Below are 26,551 nucleotides of genomic sequence, written 5' to 3' on the forward strand. Positions count from 1 at the left end.
CCCGGGAACCGTTCAGGGGTTGAAGAAGACGTCCAGGATCAGGTCAGCGCCCGGTCGAGATCGGTGACCAGGTCGGCCGGGTCCTCCAGCCCGATCGACAGGCGTACGACGCCGGCCCCGGGGCGCTCGGCCGGCGCGACCGGCCGGTGGGTGAGGGCGGCGGGGTGTTGGATCAGGGAGTCCACCCCGCCGAGCGAGACGGCGTGCGTGAACAGGCGTACGCGCTCGACGAGGCGGGCGGCGGCCTCATGCGTGCGCAGGTCGATCGCGAGCATGGCGCCCGGCCCGCGCATCTGCGTCCCGACGAGCCCGTGCGGGTCACCGTCCGGCAGGCCCGGGTAGTGGACCCGCGCCACGGCGTCGTGCTCGGCGAGAAAGCCAGCCACCACCTTGGCCCCCTCCTGCTGGGCGCGGAGACGGACGGGCAGGGTGGCCAGGCCGCGGTGGCTCAGGTAGGCCGCCAGCGGGTGGGCCAGTGCCCCGGTGAGGGCGCGGACACGGCGGATCGCCGCGCACCAGTCGGCCGAGCCCGCGATCACTCCCCCGATCACGTCGCCATGGCCGCCGAGGTATTTGGTCGCCGAGTGCATCACCATCGCCACCCCGAAGTCGGCGGGGTTCTGCAGCACGGGCGTGGCGAACGTGTTGTCGACCAGCACGGGCGCGTCGCCGGCCGCCGCCACCAGCGCGCGGAGGTCGACCAGCTCCAGCGTCGGGTTGGCCGGCGTCTCGGCGATGACCAGGCACGTGTCGGCGCGCACCGCGTCGGCGACCTCCTCGACGCGGCGGCAGAACGTCGTCTCGGTGCCATAGAGGCCGGTGGCGAGGACGTGGTCGGTGCCGCCGTACAGCGGCCGCAGCGCGACGACATGGCGGCCGCCGGACTGCTGCATCGCCGCCTGGATGGACGCACCGATCGCCGCCATCCCGGATCCGAACGCGACGGCCTGCGCGCAGTGCTCGAGCACGGCGAGCGCGGCCTCGAACCGGGCCACCGTCGGGTTCCAGAGGCGCTGATAGACCAGCGAGTCCAGCCCCTCGGGAGTCCCGCCCCCGGCGAGCGCCTCGTACGCGTCCCCACCCACCTCGACCCCGCCCAACGGATAGGTCGAAGAGAGATCGAGCGGAAGGGCGTGTACGCCCAGCCCCGTCAGGTCGTCCCGCCCGGCGTGGACGGCGAGGGTGTCAGGGGCGAGGGTGAGGTCGGTCATAGGGCCACCCTGCCGCACGACGCGCAAGAAGGTCCACGAAACCGGGGAGTAGGCGGAAGAATGAGCGGTGGCTTCGACTCGCTGGCGCTCGCTCAGCCAACGTCCAGGGTCAAGGTGGCTTCGACTCGCTGGCGCTCGCTCAGCCAACGTCCAGGGTCAAGGTGGCTTCGACTCGCTGGCGCTCGCTCAGCCAGCGTGAACTCCTCGACTCGCTGGCGCTCGCTCGGAGAACGTGAGGCTTCGACTCGCTGCGCTCGCTCGGAGAAGGTGAGGCTTCGACTCGCTGCGCTCGCTCAGCCAACGTGAGTGGGGAGCCCTTGGGACTCGCGCGCCCGGTGTCTGGAGGACCGATGAGCAACGGGGCCCCCGCAACCAGACCGGAACCGATCCAGAAACGAGGGCCGCGTTGCGAAGAGCGTCCGAAGACACCGGAAACCGCGCGCGAGGCCGATCGCGTCGCGGAGCGACGCAATTCAACTCAGTGCTCGTACTCTCCCCGGTAGTACTGGTAGATCCAGCCCGACAGGGCCCACACGCCCAGGCCGAAGCCGATGATCGTGAGCCACCAGCCGAAGACCGGCCCGAGGAACACCAGGCCGGCAATGACGGCGCACGCGAAGGGCCAGATCGAGCTCGGCGGGAAGAAGCCGATGTCGCCCGCTCCTTCGACGACCTCGGCCTCCTTGCGGTCCTCGGGACGCAGGTCCATCTTCGCTCCGGTGAGGGAGAAGAAGCCGCCGATCATGAGGATCATCACGCCGGTCAGGGCGAGGGCGAGTACGCCCGCCCACTCCACCTTGCCGTCGTCGAATCGACCGAGGAAGTAGTAGATCGGCGTCATGAACAGGAAGAACCCCGCGAGCGGGAGATAGACCCAGGCTTCCTTCTTCATCGGTGACCACCCTTGCTCTCGTTGTCGCTCTCGTTGCCGGCGCCGATGCGCTCGCGCAGCAGGTCGACGCGGCCCTGGTCCTCGCCCGCATCGATCAGGCCGTCCTTGGGGGCCGGCTCGTCGCCATATTCACGGAGCGCGACCTCGGGATGGTGCAGGTCGAACGCCGGCGACTCCGAGCGGATGCGCGGGAGCGTGGTGAAGTTCTTCTTCGGCGGCGGGCAGGACGTCGCCCACTCCATCGAGCGGCCCCAGCCCCACGGGTCGTCGACCGTCACCTTGGGTGCGTTGCGCGTGATCCAGAGGTTCCAGAAGAACGGCAGGAACGAGACGCCCAGCATGAACGCGCCGACCGTGGAGATCTGGTTCAGCAGCGTGAAGCCCTCGTTGGGGAGGTAGTCGGCGTAGCGTCGGGGCATGCCCTCGATGCCGAGCCAGTGCTGCACGAGGAACGTGGTGTGGAAGGCGAAGAACAGGATCCAGAAGTGGACCTTGCCCCACGTCTCGTTCAACATGCGGCCCGTCATCTTCGGCCACCAGAAATAGAAGCCGGCGAACATCGCGAACACCACGGTGCCGAACAGCACATAGTGGAAGTGGGCGACGACGAAGTAGGAGTCGGAGACCTGGAAGTCCATCGGGGGCGAGGCGAGGATCACGCCGGTCAGACCGCCGAAGAGGAACGTCGTGAGGAAGCCGGCGGCCCACAGCATCGGGGTGTCGAAGCTGATGGAGCCGCGCCACATGGTGCCGATCCAGTTGAAGAACTTCACGCCGGTCGGGACCGCGATGAGGAACGTCATGAAGGAGAAGAACGGCAGGGACACCGCGCCGGTCACGAACATGTGGTGGGCCCACACGGCGACCGACAGGGCGGCGATCGACAGCGTCGCGGCGACGAGGCCCACGTAGCCGAAGATCGGCTTGCGGGAGAACACGGGCAGCACCTCGGTGATGATGCCGAAGAACGGCAGCGCGAGGACATAGACCTCGGGGTGACCGAAGAACCAGAACAGGTGCTGCCACAGGATCGGGCCGCCGTTCGCGGCGTCGAAGACATGGGTGCCGAGGCGACGGTCCGCCTCGAGGACCAGCAGGCCGGCGGCGAGGACCGGGAACACGATGAGGACCAGCAGCGACGTCACCAGGACGTTCCACGTGAAGATCGACATGCGGAACATCGTCAGGCCGGGCGCGCGGAGCGTCGTGATCGTCGTGATGAAGTTCACCGCGCCGAGGATCGACGAGAGGCCGACCAGATAGAGGCCCATCAGCCACAGGTCGCCGCCGACGCCGGGTGAGTTCACCGCGTCGGAGAGGGGCGCGTACGCGAACCAGCCGAACGAGGCCGCGCCCTCGGGGGTCAGGAAGCCGGAGCACACGATCAGCGAGCCGACGACGTAGACCCAGTAGGAGAACGCGTTCAGACGCGGGAAAGCGACGTCGGGGGCGCCGATCTGCAGCGGCATGACGAAGTTCGCGAAGCCGGCGAAAGCCGGGGTCGCGAACATCAGCAGCATGATCGTGCCGTGCATCGTGAACATCTGGTTGAACGTCTCCAGCTGCATGAACTGCATGCCGGGGAACGCCAGCTCGGCGCGGATGAACAGCGCCATGACACCGGCGATGAGGAAGAACAGGAAGGCGGTGACCAGGTACATCTTGCCGAGCAGCTTGTGGTCGGTGGTCGTCACCATCTCCATGACGAGCGCGCCCAGCCTGCGCTCGCGCGGGGCCGTGCTCGTGGCGTCAGCCACGCGTCCGAGGGTCGCCACGGTCACTCACCTTCCTTCTTGGCGCCCGCGAGCGCGTTCGCGCCGAGGGAGCCGGAGATCTTGCCTGTCTGGCCGTTCGCCTTCAGGTCGGCCATCTTCTTGTCGAACTCGGCCTGGCTGACGACGTGGACGTTGAAGAGCATCGCCGAGTGGTAGGTGCCGCACAGCTCGGCGCACTTGCCGGCGAACACGCCCTCCTTGTTCGGCGTCACCTGGAACGAGTTGGTGCGGCCCGGGATCACGTCGAGCTTCATGTAGAAGGTCGGGACCCAGAACGAGTGGATCACGTCGGGCGAGTTCAGGTTGAAGGTCACGGTCTTGTTGACCGGCAGATAGAGGTCGGGCGTCTTCTCGATCGTGCCGGAGTCCCAGACCCCGGCCTCGTTGTAGTTGAACGTCCACGACCACTTCTGGCCCACCACGTCGACCGTGTGGGCCGAGGTCTGGGACTTGTCGGTGATGTGGTTCTGGGTCTTGACGGTCCAGAAGAACAGCACGCCGATGATGAGGAAGGGCACGATCGTGTACATGACCTCGAGCGGCAGGTTGTAGCGCGTCTGCTTCGGGATCTCGTTGACGTGACGCCGGCGGTAGCGGAAGAACGCCCAGATCATCAGGCCCCAGACGAGGACGCCGATGGCCATGGACGCGATCCACGAGCCCACCCAGAGGTTGCCGATGGCGGGCGCGCGGTCGGTGGACGGGTCGGGGAGCCCGACCAGGTGGGCGCGGCCGGGACCGGCCTCGGCACACCCGCTCATCGCCAGCGCGGCCAGACCCAGCACACCTGCTGTGGTCCAGCGACGACCTCGGTTCATCAGACTCACGTCACGCCCTTCCTTGTGTCCCGGAGCGGCGAAGATCGCGCCACTCTAGTCGCAGTCACACTAACCTATTTCGCCCGACCCGTCGCGCCGAACGACGGCGCTCGGAGCCTTGGTACCAAGCCGTGATCCGGCCCCCAGGGATGCACCAGCCCCCGTCGCCGCGAGGGGCAACGGGGGCTGGTGTGACGAGTGTTACAGGCGGCTCAGTTGAACGAGTCACCGCAGGCGCAGGAACCCTGCGCGTTGGGGTTGTCGATCGTGAAGCCCTGCTTCTCGATGGTGTCGACGAAGTCGATCGAGGCGCCCGAGAGATAGGGCGCGCTCATGCGGTCGGTGACCACGCGTACGCCGTCGTAGTCCTTCACGACGTCGCCGTCGAGGTTGCGGTCGTCGAAATACAGCTCGTAGCGCAGGCCGGAGCAGCCGCCCGGCTGCACGGCGACGCGCAGCGCCAGGTCGTCGCGACCCTCGCGCTCGAGCAGGTCCTTGACCTTGCCGGCCGCGCCGTCGGTCAGGATCAGGCCGTCGGTCGTCGGTGCCTCGGTGGTGGTCATGTCTGCCTCCAGGAGTTCAGTGTGTTGGTGGCTGTGCTCTCAGCCGTCGTCGGGTGACAACAGCACTGCCGCACAGTGTATTCCCCCGCGTACGCAGGATCGAACATCTGGCTCGCCGTCACCAGCGCCAGGTGCGCGAGACCCGCTCCCCCAGCGCGCGCAGCTCCGCCGCGCCCGGGCCGGACGCCGCGTACGCGGACTCGATCCCCATCGTGCGCATCTCGCGGCCGCCGATGACGACGCGCCCGGCCAGCGCGATGCAGGGGGTGAGGGTGGACTGCGCGAAGTCGGCGACGTGCTGCATCACGCCGCCGCCGCGCGAGCCGAAGTCGAAGCTCGTGGCGCCGGTGATGACGAGGTCGGCCGCCGCGGCCGTGGAACCCAGCTCCAGCCGGTCCGCACACACGGCCGGTCCGGTCACGAGCCGGCCGCCCAGGGCCGTGATCGCGTACGCCGACCCGCCCGCCGCACCGTCGCCCGGCTCGGGGGCGCGGCCGACCGCCCGCGTGAACGCCTCCAGCGCGCCGTCGGTGGCGAGCATGGTCGCCGCGTCCTCGCCGCGCTCGCGGCCGCGTACGGCGGTGATGCCGCGCAGTCCGAGGAGGTGGCGGTCGAGTTCGCCATCGGCGACCACGCCCGCGAGTTCGGTCGCGGCCACCAGGTCGCGGGCGCGCTCCAGGTCGACGCGTACGCCGTCCCCCTCGCGCGTGATCTCGGCCCCGAGCGCGACCAGCAGCCACTCCCCGGCGTCGTGGGTCTCCGAGGGCACCGTCCCGAGGTCGATGAACAGGCGGGCGGGCCGGTCGAGGAGCGCGGCGGCGATCGCGCGCCCGTCGGCGGGGACGGCCACGTCACCCGCGGCCAGCACCTGGTGGGCGGCCTCCAGGAAGCCCTCCCCCGCCGCCCCGATGGGCGCGACGGCCAGTTCGGCCAGGGGGTCGGCATCGCGCCACCCCAGGGCGATGGCCTCGCCGGCCTCGAACGACGTGAGGGTGCCCTGCCGGTCGGTGGCGACGAGGATGCGCATGGGGTGAGCCTAGTGGTCCCGTTCTCCGAGCGAGCGGAGCGAGTCGAGGAGCGCAGTACGGTGGGGCCCATGGCTCAGCGCATGTCCCCCCGCCAGCTCGTGCTCGCCGCCGTCGCGGCCCTCATCGGCCTGTACGCGGTGGGCAACGCCTACACGTGGCTCGACGCGATGATCGCCGAGGGCGCCGGGGGCTACATCGTGATGTCGATCCTGGCCGTCATCGGCTCGCTCGCGATGGTCGCCGCCGTGCCGGTCAACTTCCTGTGGCGGCGCCAACCACGGTGGGCGCGGGCGGTCCTGCCGACCGTGGCGGGCGTGGGCGGCGTCTGTGCCGCGGTGTGCCTCTGGTTCGTGGCGATGATCCAGGCGTGCAGCCAGACGTGCGCGCCCGTCGACACCTGGAAAATGCTGCCCGCCCTGCTCGCGTGCGGCGCGCTCGCCGGTCTGGGACCGGCATGGGCCGCCCTCGGGTTCCGAGGGGCGAGCAGGGCGGGAGCGGTGCGGTGGTGGGTCGCCGCGGCGATCCTGGCCACAGCGGGGTTCTGCGTGGCTATGTTCAGCTGGGTCGAGGTCGGGATCTACCCGAACAACTGAGTGCCGGCCTCACGTTCTCCGAGCGAGCGCCAGCGAGACGAGGAGTCAGCCCGGGATCAGACCCTCGTCCGAACCCGAGTCGTCCAGCCACACCCGGATCTCCTCGATCGTCGACTCGGCGTCGGGGACGATCAGGTCGGAGTCGTGGAGGTCGTCGTCGGGCAGCACCTCACCGATCTCGCCGATCTTCGTGATCAAGGTGTTCAGGGCCGCCGTGAGGCGGTCCTGGTCGTTCGAGTCGACCGCGCGCTCGATGGCGTCGTCACACTCGTTCAGCTCGCCCAGGTGGGAGTCGTCGATGCGGTACTGGCCCTCGTTGAGGATGCGCACGATCATCGCTGACCCTCCCCACCCTGCTGCGGTTGCTGCGGGTAGGCGCGGAACTCGGGCCCGTCGCCCTGGCCACCGGGCCCGGCCGGCATCGCGTGACCACCCTGCTGCGGGGCCTGCTGGCCCTGCTGCGGATAGCCCTGCGGGGGCTGCTGCGGGTGGGCCTGCTGGCCCTGCTGCGGGTATGCCTGCTGGCCGTGCTGCTGCGGCGCTCCCTGACCGGGGGCACCGCCCTCCAGTGCCTGACGCTGGCCGGCGGGCCCGGAGCCGATCTGGGCCTTCATGCGGGCCAGCTCGTTCTCGACGTCGGAGCCCGACGACAGCGCCTCGAGCTCGCGGGCGATGTCGTCCTGGCCGCCACCCGTCGAGTCCTCCAGGACGCCCGAGGCGAGCAGCTCGTCCATGGCGCCGGCGCGGGCCTGCATCTGGGCGGTCTTGTCCTCGGCCCGCTGGATCGCGAGGCCGACATCGCCCATCTCCTCACCGATGCCGGAGAACGCCTCGTTGATGCGCGTCTGGGCCTCGGCGGCGGAATAGGTCGCCTTGATGGTCTCCTTGCGGGTGCGGAAGGAGTCGACCTTGGCCTGCAGTCGCTGGGAGGCCTTGACGAGCTTCTCCTCCTCCCCCTGCAGCTGGGCGTGCTGGGTCTGCAGGTCGCCGAGCTGCTGCTGCAGCCCCGACTTGCGGGTCAGGGCCTCGCGTGCAAGGTCTTCGCGACCGACCTCGAGGGCCTTCTGGGCCTGCGTCGACAACTTGTCGAGCTGCTGGTTCAGCTGGGTGGCCTGGAGCTCGACGCGCTTGCGCGAGGTGGCGACATCGGCGACGCCGCGGCGTACCTTCTGCAGCAGCTCGAGCTGGCGCTGGTAGGAGTAGTCAAGGGTCTCTCGGGGGTCCTCGACCCGGTCCAGGGCCTTGTCGGCCTTAGCCCTGAACACGGTCGACATCCGCTGCATGAATCCGCTCATGCGCCCAAGCGTAGGCGTACGAGGCCAACGTGGGACAGGGTCCCCCGCGCGCTGGATTGGAATCCGGGGACGGATGGGGGACAATTCCAAGGTTCTCCCCGACGATCGCGAGGTTTCGCCATGGCTCGACTGTTCCGTCCCTACTCCAAGGACGCGCCGCCCGCCGAGCCGGAAATCATCGATCCGGTGGTGGAGGAGACTCCCTCGAAGGGCCCCCGCAAGAAGGGCGCCCCGACCCCGCGCCGCCGCGACGCCGAGCGCGCGCGCCTGCAGCGCGTGAACCCGCAGCTGACGCCCAAGGAGGCGAAGAAGGCCGCGTCCAAGGCCAACCGCGAGCGCCGCATGGCAGCACTCGAGGCCCGCGACGCGACCCCCGAGAAGCAGCTCATGCGCGACATGGTCGACGCCCGCTGGAACCTCGGCGAGTTCCTCCTGCCCGCGATGATGCTGATGCTCGCCCTGACGTTCCTCCAGACCATGTGGCCGCAGGCCACCTACGTCACGCTCGTGCTGATGTATGGCTTCCTCGCGCTGGTGCTGCTCGACCTCGCTCTCCTGTGGCGCCGCTACAAGCGCCTGCTCGCCGAGCGTCACCCCGGCGCCTCCACCAAGGGCAAGGGCATCATGATGTATGGCTGGAACCGCGCCATCCAGATGCGTCGCCTGCGCCAGCCCGCCCCGCGCATCGAGCGCGGCGCGAAGTTCTGACCCGCCACGTTCTGACAGGGGGCACGAGACGACATGTGGACCTGGGAGCCCGACACGGGAGCCATCGACGCGACGTTCGCCACGCAGGCCGATGCGGAGGCGTGGCTGACCGAGGCCTATGAGGACCTCGCCGACGACGGCGTCACCGAGGTGACGCTGAAGGAGGGCGACCGGGTCGTCTACGGCCCGATGTCGCTGCTGCCGGGCTGATCGCCCTCGAGTTCGGTCAGCCGGGCGCCGTCCCACGCATACACCGCCCGCGACAACCGTCCGCGCGACTCCGCGTACGCGCGTTCGGCGTGGCGGCGCGCCCACATGGGCGCCCGCGGGTCGCCGGTGACCGGGAAGACCCACACCTCGCGCGAGCTGGGCGCGACGACCAAGTGACGCGCGCTCGGGTCGGCGCCGACCTCCCGCAGCAGCGCCCCGACATCCAACAGCCGTGACGCGGTGTAGATGTCGCCCGTCACGCGCCACCCCGGAAGCCACTGCCCCGCCGAGGCCGCCTCGATGCGGACGGGCTCGGCGAGCGTCGGTCCCATCGCGGCGACGCAGACGGGCTCGAGGCCTCCGCGCGCCTCGACCTGGGCGGCCCCGAGCCGTGTGGCGGTGTCGGGTTCGTCGAGCACCGGATAGACGATCAGCCCTGCCGGGCCGGGCAGCGTGTAGGCCGGGTCGAGCTCGTCGGGGTGGGTCACGCGCAGGCGCACGTGGCCCGTGCCCCCGTCGGCCCGCAGGTGTCGCTCGCGGTCATCGAGCGCCTGCACCACGCGCTCGGCCGCCTCGTCGGGACGCGCACCCGACGCCCGTTCGCGCCCGTACGCGTACGCCAGGTCCTCGACGCGCTGGGCCACGCCCGAATCGAGGACGAGCAGCCCGTCGCGGACCTCGTGGGCCCGCCCGCGCGCGCTGAGCCGCTCGCCAACCGCGGTGACGGGGTCGTCGTTCGGCCCCTCACCGCGGGGCGCAGCCGGTCCGGGCGGGCGCGTGGTCACGGCTACCTCAGGACTCGCGGACGCCCGGCGTGACGAACGGGGGCTTGACGACCTCGAAGTCCTCGGTGCGGTTGCGGACCTGGACCTTCACGGTGTCGCCCTCGGCAACCGCGGCGTCGACGAGCGCGAGCGCGATGCCGGTCTTGAGGGTCGGCGAGAACGTGCCGGACGTGACCTCACCGATGGTGGCGCCCTCGCCGTCGACCAGGGTCATGTGGGCGCGCGGGATGCCGCGCCCCAACGCCTTCAGCCCGCGCAGCAGCCGCTTCGGCTTGGCCTCCTTCTCGGCGCGCAGGGCCTCGTGGCCGTCGAACGACTCCTTCTTCCAGCCCACGGCCCAGCCGAGGCGCGCCTGGACCGGCGTGATCGACGGCGAGATGTCCTGGCCGTGCAGCGGATAGCCCATTTCGGTACGCAGCGTGTCGCGCGCGCCCAGACCCGCCGGGCGGATGCCGTGGGACTCGCCCGCGGCCATCACCGCGCCCCAGACGCCGACCGCGTCGGCCCACGGGACGACGAGCTCATAGCCGCGCTCCCCCGTATAGCCCGTGCGGCACACGGTCAGGCGTACGCCGTCGAGGTCGGCCACGTCGAACGACATGTAGTCGTGGCCGGTCGGCAGGCCCATCGCCTCCAGCACCTCGTCGGACTTCGGGCCCTGCACCGCGATCACGGCGAAGTCGTCGTGCTCGTTGGTGAGCTCGAGGCCGTCGGGCAGCCCACGGCGCAGCGTCTCTACGACCGTGGTCGTGTTGGCCGCGTTCGGGATCAGGAAGACCTCGTCGTCGGAGAAGCGGTAGGCGATCAGGTCGTCGATCACGCCGCCGTCGTCCTGGCACAGCAGCGTGTATTGGGCCGCGCCGTCGCCGATCTTGTTCAGGTCGTTCGTCAGCCGGGAGTTCAGGAACTCGACAGCGCCGGCGCCCTTCACCCGCGCCTTGCCGAGGTGGGAGACGTCGAAGATGCCGACCGCGTCACGCACGCCGTGGTGTTCGGCGAGGACGCCGCCCCCCGCGTACTCCAGCGGCATCGACCAGCCGCCGAACTCGGCGAACTTGGCGCCGGCCTCGACATGGCACTGGTGCAGGGGTGACTGCTTCAGCTCCGACATCTGTGACTTCCTTGTCTGTGTCTCCCCGGATCGTGCTCCGGAGGTGGTGGTTCGCGTGTCTCGTGGACCCAGCGAAACCTATCGCAGGCCCCCGACAACCCGACGGGTAGCCTGACCGGCACACAGTCTCGTCGGGCGTCCCGCCCGGCAGTTCCCGAGAACGAAGGAAGTGCTCGTGCCCACACCCCTGCTGCCCAAGGTCACCGTCGCGAAGTCCGCGCCCGCAGACACCGACGTGCTGGTCGTCGCCGGCCACGGCGAGACCCCTGCGCTGGTCACCTCCGATCGCGGCCTCGACAAGGCGTACGCGAAGCGCTTCGGCGCCGGCGTGCTCGACCTCGCCGGCCGCATGGGCTTCTCGGCCAAGGTCGGCAAGGCTGTCGCCGTCCCCGGGCTCGGCGACGGCCGCCTGGTCGTCGTCGGCGTCGGCACCGCCGAGCAGGCCACGCTCGAGGAGGCGCGCCGGGCCGCCGGGGCGGCCGTCCGCGCCGCGGCCGGTCTCGGCACCGGCCTCAAGGTCGCCGTCGATATGGACGCGACCGAGCCCGAGATCCTCCGCGCGGTCACCGAGGGCGCGGTGCTGGGTGCCTACGCGTACGCCGGCGTCCGCTCCGGTGACGCGGCCGAGACCAAGATCGCCGAGCTCGTGATCGTGTCGCCGAAGGCCGACAAGGAGACCGTCGTCGAGGCCGAGGCCATCGCGACCGCCGTCGTCGCGGCCCGCGAGTGGGTCAACATCCCCCCGAACCTGCTGTTCCCCGAGTCGTTCGCCGAGGCGGCCCGCGCCCACTGCAAGGGCTCGAAGGTCGCCGTCGACGTGCTCGACGACAAGGCGCTGGCAGCGGGCGGCTACGGCGGCCTGCTGGCAGTCGGCGGCGGCTCGTCGCGCAAGCCACGCCTCACGCGCCTGTCGTACGCCCCGCGCGGCGCGAAGGCCCACCTCGTGCTCGTGGGCAAGGGCATCACGTTCGACTCGGGCGGCCTCGACATCAAGCCCGCGGCGTCCATGGACACCATGAAGTGCGACATGGGCGGCGCCGCGGCGGTCATCGCGGCCACCCGCGCGATCGCCGACCTCAGCCTCAAGGTCAAGGTCACGGCGTACGCATGCATGGCCGAGAACATGCCGAGCGGGGAGGCGTACCGCCCGTCGGACGTCCTCACCATGTATGGCGGCACGACCGTCGAGAACTACAACACCGACGCCGAGGGCCGCCTGGTCATGGCCGACGGACTCGCCCGCGCCAACGAGGACGACCCCGACCTGGTCGTCGACGTCGCCACGCTCACCGGCGCCTGCATGGTCGCGCTCGGCGGCCACACCTTCGGCGTCTTCTCCGACGACGACCTCGTCGCGGCGACCGTGCTCGACGCGGCCGAGGCGGCCGGCGAGGACGCGTGGCACCTGCCGATCCCCGCGTGGGTCAGCGAGACGCTCGAGTCGAAGGTCGCCGACGTGAAGTCGGGCGGCGAGCGCATGGGCGGCGCGTCGGTCGCGGCGGGATTCCTGCGGAAGTTCGTCGACGAGGACACCGACTGGGCCCACCTCGACATCGCGGGTCCGGCGTTCAACGAGAAGGGTGCCCACGGTTATACGTCGGCGGGGGGAACTGGTGTGGGGGTACGCACCCTCGTGGAACTGGCGCGGTCGATGCAGGGCTGATCTCTGCCTGATCTGGGTGTGTGTGGTGGGGTGCGGCGTCCGGCTTCGCGAGCTTCGGCTTGCGGCTGGACGCCGAGCCGAACGTTCTTGGGTCTCGATTGTCGGCGGCGTCTTTACGCCGCTTCACCGAACTCGCGTCCGTCCGACACCCCACCCGCGGCGCTCCACGGCCTCCGCACCCTTGTCGATCGCGGGGCGGGCGGGGGTCTCTCACGCTGGCTGAGTGAGCGCAGGCCCCACGCTGGCTGAGCGAGCGCCAGCGAGTCGAAGCCACCCGCGCCCCCGCTGGCTGAGCGAGCGCAGGCCTCACGCTGGCTGAGCGAGCGCCAGCGAGTCGAAGCCACCCGCGCCCCCGCTGGCTGAGCGAGCGCAGGCCCCACGCTGGCTGAGCGAGCGCCAGCGAGTCGAAGCCACCCGCGCCCCCGCTGGCTGAGCGAGCACCAGGCCCCCCGCTGGCTGATCGAGCGCCAGGCCCCACGCTGGCTGAGCGAGCGCAGGCCCCACGCTGGCTGAGCGAGCGCCAGCGAGTCGAAGCCACCCGCCCCCCGCTGGCTGAGCGAGCGCCAGGCCCCACGCTGGCTGAGCGAGCGCCAGCGAGTCGAAGCCACCCGCGCCCCGCTCAGTCCACCAGCCTCTGGAACATCACGTGGTCCTGCCATTCGCCCGCGATCTCCAGGTAGCCCGGCGCCGGGCCGATCTCGGTGAAGCCGTTGCGGCGCAGCACCGTCTGGGAGCCCGTGTTGTGGACCAGCGTGCTGGCCTCCACGCGGTGGAGCGCCAGGTCGGTGAACGCGGCCGTGACCAGTTCGGCGACCGCCTCGGTCGCGAAGCCGCGGCCGTTGGCGTCCTCTGCGACCCAATAGCCGAGGTGGCACGAGCGGAACGCGCCCCGGATGACGTTGTTGAGGGTGATGCGGCCCGCGATGGAGCCCGCGTCGTCGACGATCACGCGCGGCAGCGCGAGGCCCATGCGCTCGAGGCCGAGCAGTCCCTCGATGGCCGCGGCCTGGCCTTCCTGGGTGAACCACGAGTCCGGGCGGACCGGCTCCCACGGGGCCAGGAAGTCGCGGTTCGCGGCCGACACCGCGGCGAGCTCGGCGGCGTCGGCCACCGTGACCGCCCGCGTACGCATCAGCTGGCCTCGTCGCGCCGTTTCTGGCGCGCGTTGTAGTCCCGCATGCGCTGCGGATAGGAGACCAGGCCCGCGTCGTGGGCCAGGATCTTCAGCTTCGCCGCCAGCTTGCGGCCCGCGTCCGCCGACGCGACCGTGCGCCGCGTCGACTCGCCGTCCCACGCGACCAGCAGCACCGATGCCCCCGAGATGGCGGTCGGCGGTTCGATCCACGCCTCCACGCCCTCCCGGTCGCGGGCCCACGCGGTCAGGTGCGACTCCCCCGCGTCGGCGACCGCCGCCTTCTCGCGCGCACGCTCCCGGCTGACTCTCGGCTTCCTGCTGAACCACCCCACGCGGCAATCATGGCAGGCGGTCACAACGTGGCGAGCATCCCCTTCATCGTCGTGATCTCGGCCTGCTGGGTGCGGATGATGTCGTCGGCCATCTTCTTCACGTCCGCCGAACGGCCCTTCTGCTGCACCTCTTTCGCCATCGTCACGGCGCCCTCGTGGTGCTTGATCATGCCGCTCACATACTGCTTCTGCGCCGCGGCGGTGTCGGCGGACCGCAGCGCAGCGAGCTCGGCGGGGGTCAACATGCCATCCATGCCGCCGTGGCCGGCGTGGTCACCGTGCGACGACGCGCCCCAGGTCTTCAGCCAGCCGGTCATCGTGTCGATCTCGGGTTGCTGGGCGCCCTTGATCTGGCGGGCCAGCTGGGCCAGGTCGTCGCGTACGCCCGGCTTCGCCAGCAGGATGTCGCTCATCTCCACCGCCTGTTGGTGGTGGGGGATCATCATCTGCGCGAACATCACGTCCGCGTCGTTGTGATCGGCCGCCGCCGCGGTCGCCGGCCCGGCCGGGGCTGCCCCGCCATGGCCCTCGTGGCCGCTGCAGCCCGCCGCCGCCAGCAGCAGCGGGATGGACGCCGCGGCCAGAATCCTGCGTACTCCCCGGCTTCGCATGCTCATCTTCATGGCGTCCACCCTACAACCTGCACACGGGCGGTCGGGGAACCTGCAACCATGCAGCCATGACTTCCACCTACGACGTTGTAGTGCTGGGCGCCGGCAGCGGCGGCTATGCGACCGCCCTGCGGGCCGCCCAGCTGGGACTCACGGTTGCGCTTGTCGAGAAGGACAAGGTGGGCGGCACATGCCTGCACCGTGGATGCATCCCGACCAAGGCCTGGCTGCACGCGGCCGAGATCGCCGACCAGACGCGTGAGAGCGCCCAGTTCGGCATCCACGCGACGCTCGACCGCATCGACCCCGGCGGCGTGCGCGCGTACGCCGACGGCGTCGTCGACCGACTCCACAAGGGCCTCACGGGGCTGGTGGGCCAGCCCGCGATCGAGACCATCGCCGGAGAGGGCACCCTGACCCCCGACGGCGTACGCGTGGGCGACCGCACGCTCACGGGCCGCTACACGGTGCTGGCGTCGGGATCGTTCTCGCGCACACTCGGCCTGCCGGTCGACGGCGAGCGCATCATCACCAGCGACCACGCCCTGGGGCTCGACCAGCTGCCGGCCTCCGCGATCGTGCTGGGCGGCGGCGTGATCGGCGTCGAGTTCGCGTCGGCGTGGCGCTCGCTCGGCGTCGAGGTCACCGTGGTCGAGGCCTTCGACCGCCTCGTCCCCGCCGAGGACGTGGAGGTGTCCAAGACCCTGGCCCGCGCGTTCCGCAAGCGCGGCATCAAGGCCGTCACCGGCACCCCGATGAAGTCCGCCGAGGTCATGGACGGCGGCGTACGCCTGACCCTCGAGGACGGCAGGACCCACGAGGCCGAACTGCTGCTCGTGGCCGTGGGGCGCGGGCCGGCGACCGACGGGCTGGGCTATGAGGAGTCGGGCGTCGCGCTCGACCGCGGCTTCGTCACGGTCGACGACCGGCTGCGCACGTCGCGGGAGAACACGTACGCGGTGGGCGACATCGTCCGCGGCCTGCAGCTGGCCCATCGCGGCTTCGCCCACGGCCTCTTCGTCGCCGAGGACATCGCCCATCGCGAGGGCAAGCTCCACGAGGCGCCCACCCTGGTGGCCGACGTCGAGATCCCGAAGGTGACCTATTGCGATCCCGAGATCGCCTCGGTGGGCCACTCGGAGGAGTCGGCGAAGGAGGCGTACGGCGACGTGGAGGCCTACTCCTACAAACTCGGCGGCAACGGGCGGTCGCAGATCCTCAAGACCGCGGGCTTCATCAAGGTGATCCGCCGCAAGGGAGGGCCCGTGGTCGGCATCACCATGATCGGCGCCCGCGTCGGCGAACTCGTGGGCGAGGCCCAGGTGATCACGAGCTGGGAGGCGTACCCCGAGGAGGTCGCCGCGCTCGTCCACGCCCACCCGACCCAGAACGAGGCGCTCGGCGAGGCCCACCTGGCCCTGGCGGGCAAGCCTCTGCACGCCCACAACTGAGCTGGATGCCCAGAACTGACCAAGGACTCACCCGAACCGCCCCTGCTGACGCGACGTCGGCAGCGGCGATAGGGTGATCTCCAAGCATCATTGACGACCCGAGGAGCCTCGAACCCATCATGTCGACTTCTGTAACTCTCCCCGCACTGGGCGAAAGCGTCACCGAAGGAACCGTTTCCCGCTGGCTGAAGCAGGTGGGTGACACCGTCGAGGTCGACGAGGCGCTCGTCGAGATCTCCACCGACAAGGTCGACACCGAGGTTCCGTCCCCGGTCGCCGGCACGATCCTGGAGATCAAGGCCGAGGAGGACGAGACCGTCGAGGTCGGCGCCGTGCTCGTCATCATCGGCGACGAGGGCGAATCGGCCGACAGCGGTTCCGGCGACGACTCGGCGAAGGACGACTCGGCCGACGAGTCGCAGCCCGAGGCCGCCGAGTCCTCCGACGACGCCCAGGAGGAGCGCAAGCCCTCCGGCGAGCGCAACGAGTCGCTGGACGCCGAGGCACGCAAGGAGGCCGAGGCCGAGGGCCAGGCCGACGCCGCGGAGCAGCCGAAGCCCAAGGCCGACACGAAGAAGTCGTCGGGCTCCGGCACCGAGGTGACCCTGCCCGCGCTGGGCGAGTCGGTCACCGAGGGCACCGTCTCGCGCTGGCTGAAGCAGATCGGCGACACCGTCGAGGTCGACGAGCCGATCGTCGAGATCTCGACCGACAAGGTCGACACCGAGGTTCCCTCCCCCGTGGCCGGCACCATCACCGACATCCGCGTGAACGAGGACGACACCGTCGAGGTCGGCGGCGTGCTCTGCGTGGTCGGCGACGCCGATGCCGCCGGCGGCGACGACGAGGGCGATGACGAGCCCGAGCCGCAGCGCGCGGCCCAGGACGAGGCCCCCGAGCCCGACAAGGCCGCCAAGGACGAGACCAAGCAGGGCTCGGACGCCGGTTCGGTCGAGTCGGTCGAGTCGCAGGCCGAGGCCGGCGACGAGGGCGGCCAGGCGCCGATCCCCGCGCCGGCGGGCGACGAGGCCCCGAAGCAGGAGAAGCCCAAGGAGGCCCCGAAGCAGGAGGCCCCGAAGCAGGAGAAGCCCAAGCCCGCCGCTCCGCGCGCCTCGGGTGACGACGAGGCCGCGTACGTGACCCCGCTGGTCCGCAAGCTCGCCGCCGAGCACGGCGTCGACCTCGCCGACCTCAAGGGCACCGGCGTGGGTGGACGCATCCGCAAGCAGGACGTGCTCGCTGCCGCCGAGGAGGCCAAGAAGGCCGCCGCAGCCCCGGCTCCGGCCGCCGAGGAAAAGCCCGCTGCGGCTGCATCCGCGGCGCCGTCGGCCGACGCGCAGGCCAAGCGCGGCACGACCGAGAAGCTGTCCCGCATGCGCATGACCATCGCCAAGCGCATGGTCGAGTCGCTGCAGGTCTCGGCCCAGCTGACGGCGACCGTCGAGGTCGACGTGACGCTGATCAGCCGCCTGCGCGCGCAGGTGAAGGACGACTTCAAGCAGCGCAACGGCGCCTCGCTGTCCTACCTGCCGTTCATCACGAAGGCGGCCGTCGAGGCGCTTCGCCAGCACCCGAAGGTCAACGCGACCATCGACACCGAGGCCGGCACGGTGACCTACAGCGATGCCGAGCACATCGGCATGGCGGTCGACACCGAGCGCGGCCTGATGGTGCCGGTCATCAAGGACGCGGGTGACCTGAACATCGGCGGCATCGCGAAGAAGATCGCCGACCTGGCCTCGCGGACGCGTTCGGGCAAGGTGACGCCCGACGACCTCATGGGCGGCACGTTCACGATCACGAACTACGGGTCGGCCGGCACCCTGTTCGACACGCCGATCATCAACCAGCCGCAGGTCGCGATCCTCGGCACGGGCGCGCTGGTGAAGCGTCCGATGGTGATGACCGACACGAACCTGGGCGAGACCATCGCGGTGCGCGACATGATGTATCTCTCGCTCACCTACGACCACCGCCTGGTCGACGGCGCCGACGCGGCCCGCTTCCTGACGGCGATCAAGGAGCGTCTGGAGGAGGGCGACTTCGGCTCGGAGTTCGGCCTCTGATCAGCCCGTGAGCCTCACGAGGGCCGGCACCCGCTCGGGTGCCGGCCCTCGTGTTTTCCGGGATGCCGATCCTTGGTCGTGTATGCCCGATGATCCTCATGTGCTCGACTCGCACGCGCCGAGCACATGAGGATCATCGGGCGAGTTCACCCAGCGATCCGCACCGTCGGCCAGACGGCACCAGACGGCCTTCGCGCGTATAGTCGCACCCATGCTCGAATTCCGCCACCTCGGCTCCGTCGACTACCTCGCCGCGTGGGATCTGCAGCGCGAGGTCCACGCCCGCGTCGTCGCGGGCGAGCCGGGCCAGGTGCTGTTCCTCGAGCACCCGCCGGTCTACACCGCGGGCCGGCGTACGCAGGACCACGAGCGCCCGATCGACGGCACGCCGGTGGTCGACGTCGACCGCGGCGGCAAGATCACGTGGCACGGCCCGGGCCAGCTCGTGGCCTACCCGATCGTCACGCTGCCGGAAGGCATCGGCGTCGTCGACTACGTGCGCCGCCTCGAGGAGGCCATGATCCGCATGCTTGCGGGCTTCGGCCTCACCACGGGGCGCGTGGCAGGCCGCTCCGGCGTCTGGCTCTCCCCCGACCCCGAGCGCGGCCTGCCCGAGCGCAAGATCGCCCAGATCGGCATCCGGGTGAGCCACAGCACGACCATGCACGGCCTCGCGATCAACGTCGCGCCCGACATGGGTGACTTCGGCAAGATCGTCCCCTGCGGCATCGCCGACGCGGGCGTCACCTCGATGGCGGCCGAGATCGACGACGCCTGCCCGAGCGTCGACGAGGTCGCCGACGCGCTCCAGCCGCGGCTGATCGAGATGCTGGGCTGGGAGGCGTACGTGCCGTCACCCGACCTCCAGCACGATGAAGCACCCAGCGAGGGTGTGACCTACGGCCTGACGATCTGATCGTTTCTCGGTCTCAGGTCCCCTGCCGCCCGACCCACTCTGGTGCGAGGCTGGCGCCATGACGACCTGGGCCATCGAGGCCACCGGACTCCGGAAGGCCTATCGGCAGCGCATGGCCCTGAACGGGCTCGACCTCCACGTGCCCGCGACCGGCGTGCACGGCCTCATCGGCCCCAACGCCTCGGGCAATACCACCACGATCCGCGCACTCCTCGGGCTGACGCGGCTGCAGGAGGGCACGCTCCACCTCCTCGGCGAGGTGATGCCCCAGGGCCGCGCGGCCGCACTGCAACGCATCGGCGCCATCGTCGAACGGCCCCGTTTCACCGGCAGCTTCAGCGGGCGCAAGAACCTGCGCCTGTTGGCCGACGCCGCCGGCCTGCCGCGCGTGCGCGTCGACGAGGCCCTCGAGGCGGTGGGGCTGCGCGGCCGCGAGGACGAGCGCTATTCGACCTATTCCCTGGGCCTTCAGCAGCGCATCGCGGTCGCCGCCTGCCTGCTCAAGCGCCCCGAGCTGGTCATCTTCGACGAGCCCACCAACGGCCTCGACCCCCAGGGCATGCACGAGGTGCGCACGCTCATGCGTACGCTCGCCGATTCCGGACGGGCCGTGCTCGTCTCGAGCCATCACCTGGCCGAGATCGCCCAGGTCGCCGACACCGTCACCGTCATCGCCCAGGGCAGGACGCTCGCCGAGGGCGACGTCGCGAGCCTCACGGCGAACACCCAGGTCCCGACCCATCTCCTGCGCATCGACGAGCCCGACCGCGCGGCCCAGGTGCTCACCGGCCACGGCTGGACCGTACGCCCGGGCCAGGGCTGCCTGGAGGTGACCGGCACACCGCCGCCGTCGGAGATCGCGCGCCAACTCGCGCAGGAGGGCCTCTGGCTCACGGGGTTGGAGACCGCAGCACCCGACCTCGAACAGGCGTACTTCGCCCTCACCGACCACCGATTGGCGGGCCCCCGATGAGACTGTTCCTCGCCGAACTCGAGAAGTTCGTGACCCGGCGTACGACGTGGATCACGACGCTGCTGTTCTCCGTCTGGCTCTTCGGCTCGCTCACCTTCGCCCTGTACGTCCTGCGCAGCATCGCCAGCACTGTCGAAGCCGAGTCGCTGGCTGTGGCCAACCTCCCCTATTTCGCCATCTGGGCCTACTTCGTCGCTGCGGCCGCGATCGGCGCGGAGGCCTCCTCGGGCACTCTCGGCACGCTTCTCACCTTCGAGCCCCTACGCGGAGGTGTCCTGGCGGCCAAACTGCTCGCGGTGCTGCTCCCGACGATGGCCCTGTCAGGTGTGGTGATGTTCATGGTTGTGGTGATCGGTCGGGCGTTGTCACTCGGTGCCCTCGACGGGCTGGTCCGGTCGGTCCTCGTGGTGGGTCTCGCTGCGGTGCTGGGGTTCACTGTGGCACTGATCGGGCGCAGCATCCTGAGCGCGCTCGGGGGACTCCTCCTGTGGGGGGTGGCCATCCTGCTGCAGTTCGTGCTGTATGCGATCCGTTCCTCCGACGGAAGCCGCGCGACCTGGATCGGGCTCGAGACCCTGCTGCTGGGCTTCATCGGGGACGACTACTTCGGCGCCTCGAGCATCCCCTCACGTCCTGTCGCGGCACTCTGCCTCGCCCTCATCACCGTCGCGGCGATCGCCGCGTGTTGGCTCGACCTGCGCCGCCGCGACGTCCGCTGAGGGCGTACGCCGCCGCATTCGTCGCACGGTGTCGGAGGCGTACGATGTCCCGGTGACTATTACCCCCGAAGGCCGCAAGCTGCTCCGACTCGAGGTGCGCAACGCGCAGACCCCGATCGAGAAGAAGCCCAAGTGGATCAAGACCACGGCGAAGATGGGGCCGGAATATCGCGACCTGCAACAGCTGGTGAAGGACGAGGACCTCCACACCGTGTGCCAGGAGGCGGGCTGCCCCAACATCTTCGAGTGCTGGGAGGACCGCGAGGCGACGTTCCTCATCGGCGGCGACTCCTGTACGCGCCGCTGCGACTTCTGCCAGATCGAGTCGAAGAAGCCGGAGGCCTACGACACGGCCGAGCCGATGCGCGTGGCCGAGTCGGTCCAGAAGATGGGCCTGAAGTACGCGACCATCACCGGCGTCTGCCGCGACGACCAGCCCGACCTCGGCGCGTGGCTGTACGCGGAGACGATCCGCAAGGTGCACGAGCTGAACCCGGGCGTGGGCGTCGAGATGCTCGCCCCCGACTTCAACGCGCGCCCGGAACTGCTCGGGCAGCTGTTCGAGGCGAAGCCGGAGGTGTTCGGCCACAACGTCGAGACCGTGCCGCGCATCTTCAAGCGCATCCGCCCGGGCTTCCGCTACGAGCGCTCGCTCGACGTCCTGACGCAGGCGCGCGACGCCGGACTCGTCACCAAGTCGAACCTGATCCTCGGCATGGGCGAGACCCGCGAGGAGATCTCCCAGGCCCTCCGTGACCTCCACGGGGCGGGCGCCGAGATCATCACGATCACGCAATACCTGCGGCCGACGCCGAACCACCACCCCATCGACCGGTGGGTCACCCCCGACGAGTTCACCGAGCTCGGCGAGGAGGCGAAGCAGATCGGCTATGTGGGCGTCATGAGCGGTCCGCTGGTACGGTCCTCCTACCGCGCAGGCCGCCTCTACCGTCAGGCGATGGAAGCCCGCAACGCCGCAATGACTGACGAGACGATGAAGGAAGCCGTGCATGGCTGAGCAGCTCAGCGCCAAGGAACGACAGGCCCAGGCCAAGGCCGCCGCGAAGGCCGAGAAGCTTCGCCGCAAGAACTCCACCGACCCGGCCGACATGGGCCGCGTACGCCAGATCCGCGAGGCCTATCGCCTGACCCACGAATACGACAAGCCGCTCCCGTGGATCATGGCGGCGTGCTTCTTCGGGCCGATCCTGCTGGTCGCGCTCGTTCTGGCGTTGTGGCAGCCGGGCTGGTTCACCGGCGTCATGGTGGCGATCACCGGCGTGATGCTCGGCCTGCTGCTCGCCCTGTGGGTGCTGACGCTCCGCACGAAGAAGGCGACGTACGCGCGCTACATGGGCCAGGCCGGCTCGGCTGAAGTCGCCCTGCAGATGCTCGGCAACAAGTGGATCCACGACCCCGTCATCGCGATGACGCGCCACAAGGACGTCGTCCACCGCGCGATCGGCCCGGCCGGCATCGTGCTGGTGTCCGAGGGTGACCCCCATCGCGCGAAGCAGCTGCTGCTGCAGGAGAAGGCGAAGCACGAGAAGTTCTCGGGGCTGAACGTGGTCGTCCACACGATCCAGATGGGTGAGGGTTCCGGTCAGGTGCCGCTGTCGAAGCTGACGGAGCACGTCAAGAAGCTGCCGAAGGCGCTCGAGGCGTTCCAGATCACCGAGGTGAAGTCGCGCCTGCGCGCCGTCGACGCGGTGCGCCCGAAGGCGCCGATCCCGCGCGGGCCGGTGCCGACGAGCATGAAGGGTTCCCGCAAGGGGATGCGCGGTCGCTGACCTGTGTCGACTCCTGCAGCGAACCTCATCAACGCCGAGCGCGTCACCAAGCAGTACGCCACCCGCACCATCCTCGACGGCGTCACGCTCGGCCTCGGGCGCGGCGACGTCATCGGCGTCGTCGGCCGCAACGGCGACGGAAAGTCCACCCTGCTGGGCATTCTCACCGACCGCGTCCAGCCCGACTCCGGCCGCGTCACCCGCACCGGCGCCGTCTCGATCGGCTCACTGGACCAGGTGGATGCGTACGCCCCCACCGACACCGTGCGCGACATCATCGTCCGCGGAGAGCCCGATCACGTGTGGGCGTCGGACTCCTATCGTCGCGGCGTCGTCGAGCACCTCCTCGCCGACATCGACCTCGACGCCCCCGTCGGGCGACTGTCGGGCGGCGAGCGGCGGCGTACGGCGTTGGTCGCGATCATGCTCGGCGAGCACGACCTATTGGTGCTCGACGAGCCCACCAACCACCTCGACGTCGAGGCCGTCGCCTGGCTGGCGGAACACCTGAACACGTTGCAGGCAAGGAATGTCGCGATGCTGGTCGTGTCGCACGACCGCTGGTTCCTCGACGCGATCTGCACGCGCGTGTGGGAGGTCCACGACGGTGTGGTGGACCCCTATGACGGCGGGTACGCGGCGTACGTCCTCGCGCGGGCCGAGCGCTCGCGCCAGGCCGCGGCCAACGAGGCGCGCCGCCAGAACCTTGTGCGCAAGGAATTGGCGTGGCTGCGCCGCGGCGCCCCGGCCCGCACGTCGAAGCCGAAGTTCCGCATCGACGCCGCGAACCAGTTGATCGAGGACGTCCCTCCCCCGCGCGATCGCCTTGCCCTGCAGCAGTTCTCGGTGACGCGGCTCGGCAAGGACGTGTTCGACCTGACGGACATGTCATATGAGTTGCCGTCGCGCGACACCGAGTCGAGGAGCCTCTTCCGCCACCTCGACTGGTCGATCGGGCCCGGCGACCGCTTGGGGCTGGTCGGCGTCAACGGCGCCGGGAAGTCCACCCTGCTTCGACTTCTCGACGGCACGCTCACCCCCACGTCGGGCCGCGTCAAGCAGGGCAAGACGCTGCGCATCGGCCACCTCACCCAGGCCGTCCGCGAGCTCGACGACGGCGAGCGCGTGCTCGACAACGTCAACCGGCTCAAGCAGGAGACGAAGCTGGCCACGGGCCGCGAGGCCACCGCCAGCCAGCTGCTCGAGGAGTTCGGGTTCACCGGCGACAAACTCGTCACGCGCATCGGTGAGCTCTCCGGCGGCGAGCGCAGACGCCTGCAGTTCCTGCGCCTGTTGATGGCCGAGCCCAACGTGCTGCTGCTCGACGAGCCGACCAACGACCTCGACATCGACACGTTGACGATCATCGAGGACTACCTCGACGGCTGGCCCGGCACGCTCATCGTGGTGTCGCACGACCGCTATTTCCTCGAGCGGGTGTGCGACGTGACATACGCGCTGATGGGCGACGGCACGTGCGTGCTGCTGCCGGGCGGAGTGGACCAATACCTCGAGCACCGACGCACCAGGAACAGGGGGGAGGCGAAGTCCAGCGCCTCCGGCGATCGCGGTGGTCCCTCGGGCGAGACGCAGAGCACCCCCGCTGCCGGCGCCTCCCCCGCCGAGGTCCGCCAGGCCAAGAAGGACATGGCGCGCGCCGAGCAACAGATGCAGAAGCTGACCGCCCGCATCGAGAAGCTGCACGCCGAGATGGCCGACGCCGCCGCCGACTACGTGAAACTCGGCGAGTTGCAGGCCAAGGTCACGGAGCTGACCGACGAACACGACGAACTCGAGCTCCAGTGGCTCGAGGCCGCCGAGATCGCAGGCTGAGGGCGACCAGCGCCGAGAGCGTGCCGCCGATGATGAGGATCTCCAGGGGGCGGCCCAGCGCGACCGCTGCGGTGGTCCCGTCGCGCAGTTCGAGTTCGGCGATCATCAACCCGGGCTGCCCCGGAGGCAGTGCGGCGATCTGGGCGCCGTCGGAAGCGAAGATCTGACTGGTGCCGGTCGTGGAGAGGTTGACCACGCCGCGACCGGTCTCGATCGCGCGCATCCGGGCGAAGGCCAGCTGTTGCAGGTTCTCGTCGGTGCCGCGGAAGTCGGCGTTGTTGGTCTGGAACATCAACACCTGGGCGCCGTGAGCCCCTTCCCGGATGACGTCGTCGAAGACCACGTCGAAGCAGATGGCGAGGCCCACGCCCACCGGTCCCACCCGCACGACAGGCTCGTCGATGCCGGCGGCGTACTCCCGTTGGAGGAGGTCGACCAGACTCGGCGCGAGCGCACCGAAGACCCGGCGGTCGGGAACATATTCCCCGAAGGGCACGGGGTGGCGCTTCGCATGCGTCGCCACCGGGCCGCTCGGCGTCCACAGGAAGGACGTGTTGCGGGACACGCCGCCGTCGGCCGCCGCCGCGTTCATCAGGATCGGCGCACCGAAGCGGGCGGCGGCCTCGTTGAGGGCCTTGGCGGTGGCGGGATCGGCCAGCGGGTCGCTGTCCACCCCGCCCTCGGGCCACAGGACGACATCGACACTGCCGGCCGTCAGTGACGAGGATGCCGCGAGTTGGGAGGCCAACACCGCGTGCGGGCTGCGCTGGTCCGCGTACGCCGCGGGTCCGTCGCCCTGCACCGCTGCGACGCGGAGGGTGCCCGCAGGGGTGGTGGGGAACTGGGGCGCCAGGAGCAGCCCTGCCGCCAGCCCGATCGAGGGGAGGACCGCCGCCCAACGCGCGAGGCCCGCCCTTCGGCCCCCGCCAACCCGCGGCGTACGCATGGTCCACCGAAGCGCCTCGATCACGGCGGCGCAGAGGACCACCATCAGGAATCCCAGCCCGGACACGCCGACCCACGAGGCGACCGGCGCGATGGGGCTCCCGGATTGGCTCATCCCGACACGTCCCCAGGGGAATCCGCCATAGGGCCAGGACCCCACGATCAGCTCCCGGGTGGTCCAGGCCCCGGCCACCAGCACGGGCAGGACCACCAGCCGCACGGGCCAGCTGCCACGTCTGCGCCCCAGCCATCGGTACGCGAGGGCGATCGGGGGCGTGAGCGCGCCCATGAGGAGGGTCTCCGCGGTCGCCAGCGCCACCCAGGGAACCTGACGCAGCGGATGATCACCGAGGAATCCCGCGACCCAGGACACGTGGGGGAACCAGAAGGACGCGCCGAAGGCGAAACCCACCAACACCGCCCCCCAGACCGCTCGGCCGATAAGGCAGACCAGCGACAGCCCCACGGCCACGAAGGCGAGCGGCCACCAACCGATCGAGGGAAACGCCGCACCCATGGCGAGACCCGCCACCACTGCGGTCGGAACCGCCGCCCGCAGCGACAGAACGGGTTGATCGCGGGTCACCCCGGGTTCACGCACTTGGCCGCCACCATCTCGTGGAGCGGCACGACCTTCAGCTGGCCGACCATCACCTTCTCGGGGATCACGGCGTCGCTCACCGGCAGGTCGCCGACGAGGAAGGCCGTCGCCGACGACGGATAGGTGCGCCGGATCAGCCAGTCGCGTCGTGCCCCCGCGTTGTACGCGACCAGCGGCCCCGTCGGCAGCGGCCGGTTGGTCTTCACCTCGAAGTCGCGGGCCGGCTGACCGATCGTCACCATCGTCAGCGGGTCGCTGGACGGCCCTGTGGTCCGATAGAGCTCCTCGCCCAGCTGGGCCTCGGCGTACCCCGAGATCCGCAGGTCCTCGTGCCGGTTGCCGATGCACCAGGCAGTGACGACCACCACCGTCCCGTCCGTACGCCGGGCCACGCCGACGACCGAGCGTCCGTATTCGGGGCCGGCCTGGAGCATGGCGGGTATCAGTAGGGCCAGCGTGACGGCCAGCCCGAGCAGCAGGATCCTCTTCACCGCGTCCATGGCAGTGTCACCGTATCGACGCCGGGT

Annotated in this window: 26 protein-coding genes and 1 pseudogene; 12 read left to right on the top strand and 15 right to left on the bottom strand. The window is 70.2% G+C overall.

Annotation, left to right across the window (positions count from 1 at the left end; genetic code table 11):
• Positions 1-38: 38 nt before the first annotated feature.
• The 6 genes from ACYVAG_RS01235 to ACYVAG_RS01260 all read right to left on the bottom strand — a co-directional run bounded on the left by ACYVAG_RS01235 (position 39) and on the right by ACYVAG_RS01260 (position 6,286).
• Positions 39-1,211 (bottom strand): trans-sulfuration enzyme family protein, encoded by a 1,173-nt coding sequence (locus ACYVAG_RS01235; protein WP_460765433.1) that lies wholly within the window; start codon positions 1,209-1,211, stop codon positions 39-41.
• Between the two features lie 478 nt (positions 1,212-1,689).
• A complete protein-coding gene (locus tag ACYVAG_RS01240) occupies positions 1,690-2,103 on the bottom strand; it encodes a cytochrome c oxidase subunit 4 (RefSeq protein WP_460765435.1) in 414 nt (137 codons plus the stop codon).
• Positions 2,100-3,806: an aa3-type cytochrome oxidase subunit I gene (gene ctaD, locus ACYVAG_RS01245; RefSeq protein ID WP_460766798.1), complete on the bottom strand. Its 1,707-nt coding sequence runs from the start codon at positions 3,804-3,806 to the stop codon at positions 2,100-2,102. The genes ACYVAG_RS01240 and ctaD overlap by 4 nt, the downstream gene beginning before the upstream one ends.
• A 74-nt stretch (positions 3,807-3,880) precedes the next feature.
• The gene (gene ctaC / locus ACYVAG_RS01250) at positions 3,881-4,696 is read right to left on the bottom strand and encodes an aa3-type cytochrome oxidase subunit II (RefSeq protein WP_460765437.1); all 816 of its coding nucleotides are present in this window, start codon (positions 4,694-4,696) and stop codon (positions 3,881-3,883) included.
• 212 nt (positions 4,697-4,908) lie between these two features.
• A complete protein-coding gene (locus ACYVAG_RS01255; protein ID WP_460765439.1) occupies positions 4,909-5,259 on the bottom strand; it encodes a HesB/IscA family protein in 351 nt (116 codons plus the stop codon).
• Between the two features lie 118 nt (positions 5,260-5,377).
• Complete coding sequence (locus ACYVAG_RS01260) at positions 5,378-6,286, bottom strand: glycerate kinase (RefSeq protein WP_460765441.1); 909 nt, start codon at positions 6,284-6,286, stop codon at positions 5,378-5,380.
• A 69-nt stretch (positions 6,287-6,355) separates the two neighbouring features.
• Here ACYVAG_RS01260 and ACYVAG_RS01265 point away from each other — a divergent pair, with 69 nt between their 5' ends.
• Positions 6,356-6,880 (top strand): hypothetical protein, encoded by a 525-nt coding sequence (locus ACYVAG_RS01265; protein ID WP_460765443.1) that lies wholly within the window; start codon positions 6,356-6,358, stop codon positions 6,878-6,880.
• A gap of 45 nt (positions 6,881-6,925) precedes the next feature.
• Here the strand turns inward: ACYVAG_RS01265 and pspAA are convergent, their stop codons facing one another.
• Both pspAA and ACYVAG_RS01275 read right to left on the bottom strand, forming a co-directional pair.
• The gene (gene pspAA / locus ACYVAG_RS01270) at positions 6,926-7,216 is read right to left on the bottom strand and encodes a PspA-associated protein PspAA (protein WP_460765445.1); all 291 of its coding nucleotides are present in this window, start codon (positions 7,214-7,216) and stop codon (positions 6,926-6,928) included.
• 161 nt (positions 7,217-7,377) lie between these two features.
• Positions 7,378-8,175, bottom strand: a pseudogene (locus tag ACYVAG_RS01275) (PspA/IM30 family protein); the annotation flags it as partial.
• Positions 8,176-8,295: 120 nt separating this feature from the next.
• Between ACYVAG_RS01275 and ACYVAG_RS01280 the strand changes: the two are divergent.
• The gene (locus ACYVAG_RS01280) at positions 8,296-8,883 is read left to right on the top strand and encodes a DUF3043 domain-containing protein (RefSeq protein ID WP_460765447.1); all 588 of its coding nucleotides are present in this window, start codon (positions 8,296-8,298) and stop codon (positions 8,881-8,883) included.
• A 33-nt stretch (positions 8,884-8,916) separates the two neighbouring features.
• Positions 8,917-9,093: a hypothetical protein gene (locus tag ACYVAG_RS01285; RefSeq protein WP_460765449.1), complete on the top strand. Its 177-nt coding sequence runs from the start codon at positions 8,917-8,919 to the stop codon at positions 9,091-9,093.
• Here the strand turns inward: ACYVAG_RS01285 and ACYVAG_RS01290 are convergent.
• Together ACYVAG_RS01290 and gcvT are read right to left on the bottom strand one after the other, a co-directional pair.
• A complete protein-coding gene (locus ACYVAG_RS01290; RefSeq protein WP_460765451.1) occupies positions 9,063-9,878 on the bottom strand; it encodes a hypothetical protein in 816 nt (271 codons plus the stop codon). The two genes, ACYVAG_RS01285 and ACYVAG_RS01290, sit on opposite strands and share 31 nt — an antisense overlap.
• A gap of 7 nt (positions 9,879-9,885) precedes the next feature.
• The gene (gene gcvT / locus ACYVAG_RS01295; RefSeq protein ID WP_460765453.1) at positions 9,886-10,989 is read right to left on the bottom strand and encodes a glycine cleavage system aminomethyltransferase GcvT; all 1,104 of its coding nucleotides are present in this window, start codon (positions 10,987-10,989) and stop codon (positions 9,886-9,888) included.
• 175 nt (positions 10,990-11,164) lie between these two features.
• Here gcvT and ACYVAG_RS01300 point away from each other — a divergent pair, with 175 nt between their 5' ends.
• Entirely contained in the window at positions 11,165-12,652 is a 1,488-nt protein-coding gene (locus tag ACYVAG_RS01300; RefSeq protein ID WP_460765455.1) for a leucyl aminopeptidase, read from the top strand.
• Between the two features lie 619 nt (positions 12,653-13,271).
• On the opposite strand, the gene ACYVAG_RS01305 is transcribed toward ACYVAG_RS01300, so the two are convergent.
• From ACYVAG_RS01305 to ACYVAG_RS01315, 3 genes are read right to left on the bottom strand one after another with little or no spacing between them, the layout of a single operon-like run.
• Entirely contained in the window at positions 13,272-13,784 is a 513-nt protein-coding gene (locus ACYVAG_RS01305; RefSeq protein ID WP_460765457.1) for a GNAT family N-acetyltransferase, read from the bottom strand.
• The gene (locus ACYVAG_RS01310; RefSeq protein WP_460765459.1) at positions 13,784-14,119 is read right to left on the bottom strand and encodes a hypothetical protein; all 336 of its coding nucleotides are present in this window, start codon (positions 14,117-14,119) and stop codon (positions 13,784-13,786) included. Before ACYVAG_RS01310 ends, ACYVAG_RS01305 begins: the two co-directional genes overlap by 1 nt.
• Before the next feature lie 20 nt (positions 14,120-14,139).
• On the bottom strand, positions 14,140-14,742 hold the full coding sequence (locus ACYVAG_RS01315) for a DUF305 domain-containing protein (protein WP_460765461.1): 603 nt from the start codon (positions 14,740-14,742) through the stop codon (positions 14,140-14,142).
• A 56-nt stretch (positions 14,743-14,798) separates the two neighbouring features.
• Between ACYVAG_RS01315 and lpdA the strand changes: the two genes are divergently transcribed.
• The 8 genes from lpdA to ACYVAG_RS01355 all read left to right on the top strand — a co-directional run bounded on the left by lpdA (position 14,799) and on the right by ACYVAG_RS01355 (position 24,478).
• Positions 14,799-16,181, top strand: coding sequence for a dihydrolipoyl dehydrogenase (lpdA, locus tag ACYVAG_RS01320; protein ID WP_460765463.1), 1,383 nt, complete (start codon positions 14,799-14,801; stop codon positions 16,179-16,181).
• A gap of 119 nt (positions 16,182-16,300) precedes the next feature.
• Positions 16,301-18,247 (top strand): 2-oxoglutarate dehydrogenase, E2 component, dihydrolipoamide succinyltransferase, encoded by a 1,947-nt coding sequence (gene sucB, locus ACYVAG_RS01325; RefSeq protein WP_460765465.1) that lies wholly within the window; start codon positions 16,301-16,303, stop codon positions 18,245-18,247.
• 199 nt (positions 18,248-18,446) lie between these two features.
• On the top strand, positions 18,447-19,163 hold the full coding sequence (gene lipB / locus ACYVAG_RS01330) for a lipoyl(octanoyl) transferase LipB (RefSeq protein ID WP_460766800.1): 717 nt from the start codon (positions 18,447-18,449) through the stop codon (positions 19,161-19,163).
• Between the two features lie 58 nt (positions 19,164-19,221).
• Positions 19,222-20,136, top strand: coding sequence for an ATP-binding cassette domain-containing protein (locus ACYVAG_RS01335; protein WP_460765467.1), 915 nt, complete (start codon positions 19,222-19,224; stop codon positions 20,134-20,136).
• Entirely contained in the window at positions 20,133-20,855 is a 723-nt protein-coding gene (locus ACYVAG_RS01340) for a hypothetical protein (protein WP_460765469.1), read from the top strand. Before ACYVAG_RS01335 ends, ACYVAG_RS01340 begins: the two co-directional genes overlap by 4 nt.
• 52 nt (positions 20,856-20,907) lie before the next feature.
• Positions 20,908-21,873 (top strand): lipoyl synthase, encoded by a 966-nt coding sequence (lipA, locus tag ACYVAG_RS01345; RefSeq protein WP_460765471.1) that lies wholly within the window; start codon positions 20,908-20,910, stop codon positions 21,871-21,873.
• Positions 21,866-22,645, top strand: coding sequence for a DUF4191 domain-containing protein (locus ACYVAG_RS01350; protein WP_460765473.1), 780 nt, complete (start codon positions 21,866-21,868; stop codon positions 22,643-22,645). Before lipA ends, ACYVAG_RS01350 begins: the two co-directional genes overlap by 8 nt.
• 3 nt (positions 22,646-22,648) lie before the next feature.
• On the top strand, positions 22,649-24,478 hold the full coding sequence (locus ACYVAG_RS01355) for an ABC-F family ATP-binding cassette domain-containing protein (RefSeq protein ID WP_460765475.1): 1,830 nt from the start codon (positions 22,649-22,651) through the stop codon (positions 24,476-24,478).
• Here ACYVAG_RS01355 and lnt read toward each other — a convergent pair.
• Complete coding sequence (gene lnt / locus ACYVAG_RS01360) at positions 24,408-26,009, bottom strand: apolipoprotein N-acyltransferase (protein ID WP_460765477.1); 1,602 nt, start codon at positions 26,007-26,009, stop codon at positions 24,408-24,410. The two genes, ACYVAG_RS01355 and lnt, sit on opposite strands and share 71 nt — an antisense overlap.
• Complete coding sequence (locus ACYVAG_RS01365) at positions 26,006-26,524, bottom strand: hypothetical protein (protein ID WP_460765479.1); 519 nt, start codon at positions 26,522-26,524, stop codon at positions 26,006-26,008. Before ACYVAG_RS01365 ends, lnt begins: the two co-directional genes overlap by 4 nt.
• Positions 26,525-26,551 lie beyond the last annotated feature (27 nt).

Source organism: Mariniluteicoccus flavus (assembly GCF_054776655.1).

Excerpts from the sequence above, each read along its gene's own strand:
- ACYVAG_RS01285 (WP_460765449.1), top strand. The coding sequence starts at position 8,917 with ATGTGGACCTGGGAGCCCGACACGGGAGCCATCGACGCGACGTTCGCC.
- ACYVAG_RS01305 (WP_460765457.1), bottom strand. The coding sequence starts at position 13,784 with ATGCGTACGCGGGCGGTCACGGTGGCCGACGCCGCCGAGCTCGCCGCG.
- ACYVAG_RS01365 (WP_460765479.1), bottom strand. The coding sequence starts at position 26,524 with ATGGACGCGGTGAAGAGGATCCTGCTGCTCGGGCTGGCCGTCACGCTG.
- ACYVAG_RS01255 (WP_460765439.1), bottom strand. The coding sequence starts at position 5,259 with ATGACCACCACCGAGGCACCGACGACCGACGGCCTGATCCTGACCGAC.
- ACYVAG_RS01340 (WP_460765469.1), top strand. The coding sequence starts at position 20,133 with ATGAGACTGTTCCTCGCCGAACTCGAGAAGTTCGTGACCCGGCGTACG.
- ACYVAG_RS01265 (WP_460765443.1), top strand. The coding sequence starts at position 6,356 with ATGGCTCAGCGCATGTCCCCCCGCCAGCTCGTGCTCGCCGCCGTCGCG.
- gcvT (WP_460765453.1), bottom strand. The coding sequence starts at position 10,989 with ATGTCGGAGCTGAAGCAGTCACCCCTGCACCAGTGCCATGTCGAGGCC.
- ACYVAG_RS01335 (WP_460765467.1), top strand. The coding sequence starts at position 19,222 with ATGACGACCTGGGCCATCGAGGCCACCGGACTCCGGAAGGCCTATCGG.
- ctaC (WP_460765437.1), bottom strand. The coding sequence starts at position 4,696 with ATGAACCGAGGTCGTCGCTGGACCACAGCAGGTGTGCTGGGTCTGGCC.
- pspAA (WP_460765445.1), bottom strand. The coding sequence starts at position 7,216 with ATGATCGTGCGCATCCTCAACGAGGGCCAGTACCGCATCGACGACTCC.
- ACYVAG_RS01260 (WP_460765441.1), bottom strand. The coding sequence starts at position 6,286 with ATGCGCATCCTCGTCGCCACCGACCGGCAGGGCACCCTCACGTCGTTC.
- ctaD (WP_460766798.1), bottom strand. The coding sequence starts at position 3,806 with ATGGAGATGGTGACGACCACCGACCACAAGCTGCTCGGCAAGATGTAC.
- ACYVAG_RS01235 (WP_460765433.1), bottom strand. The coding sequence starts at position 1,211 with ATGACCGACCTCACCCTCGCCCCTGACACCCTCGCCGTCCACGCCGGG.
- lpdA (WP_460765463.1), top strand. The coding sequence starts at position 14,799 with ATGACTTCCACCTACGACGTTGTAGTGCTGGGCGCCGGCAGCGGCGGC.
- sucB (WP_460765465.1), top strand. The coding sequence starts at position 16,301 with ATGTCGACTTCTGTAACTCTCCCCGCACTGGGCGAAAGCGTCACCGAA.
- ACYVAG_RS01280 (WP_460765447.1), top strand. The coding sequence starts at position 8,296 with ATGGCTCGACTGTTCCGTCCCTACTCCAAGGACGCGCCGCCCGCCGAG.
- ACYVAG_RS01315 (WP_460765461.1), bottom strand. The coding sequence starts at position 14,742 with ATGAAGATGAGCATGCGAAGCCGGGGAGTACGCAGGATTCTGGCCGCG.
- ACYVAG_RS01350 (WP_460765473.1), top strand. The coding sequence starts at position 21,866 with ATGGCTGAGCAGCTCAGCGCCAAGGAACGACAGGCCCAGGCCAAGGCC.
- ACYVAG_RS01240 (WP_460765435.1), bottom strand. The coding sequence starts at position 2,103 with ATGAAGAAGGAAGCCTGGGTCTATCTCCCGCTCGCGGGGTTCTTCCTG.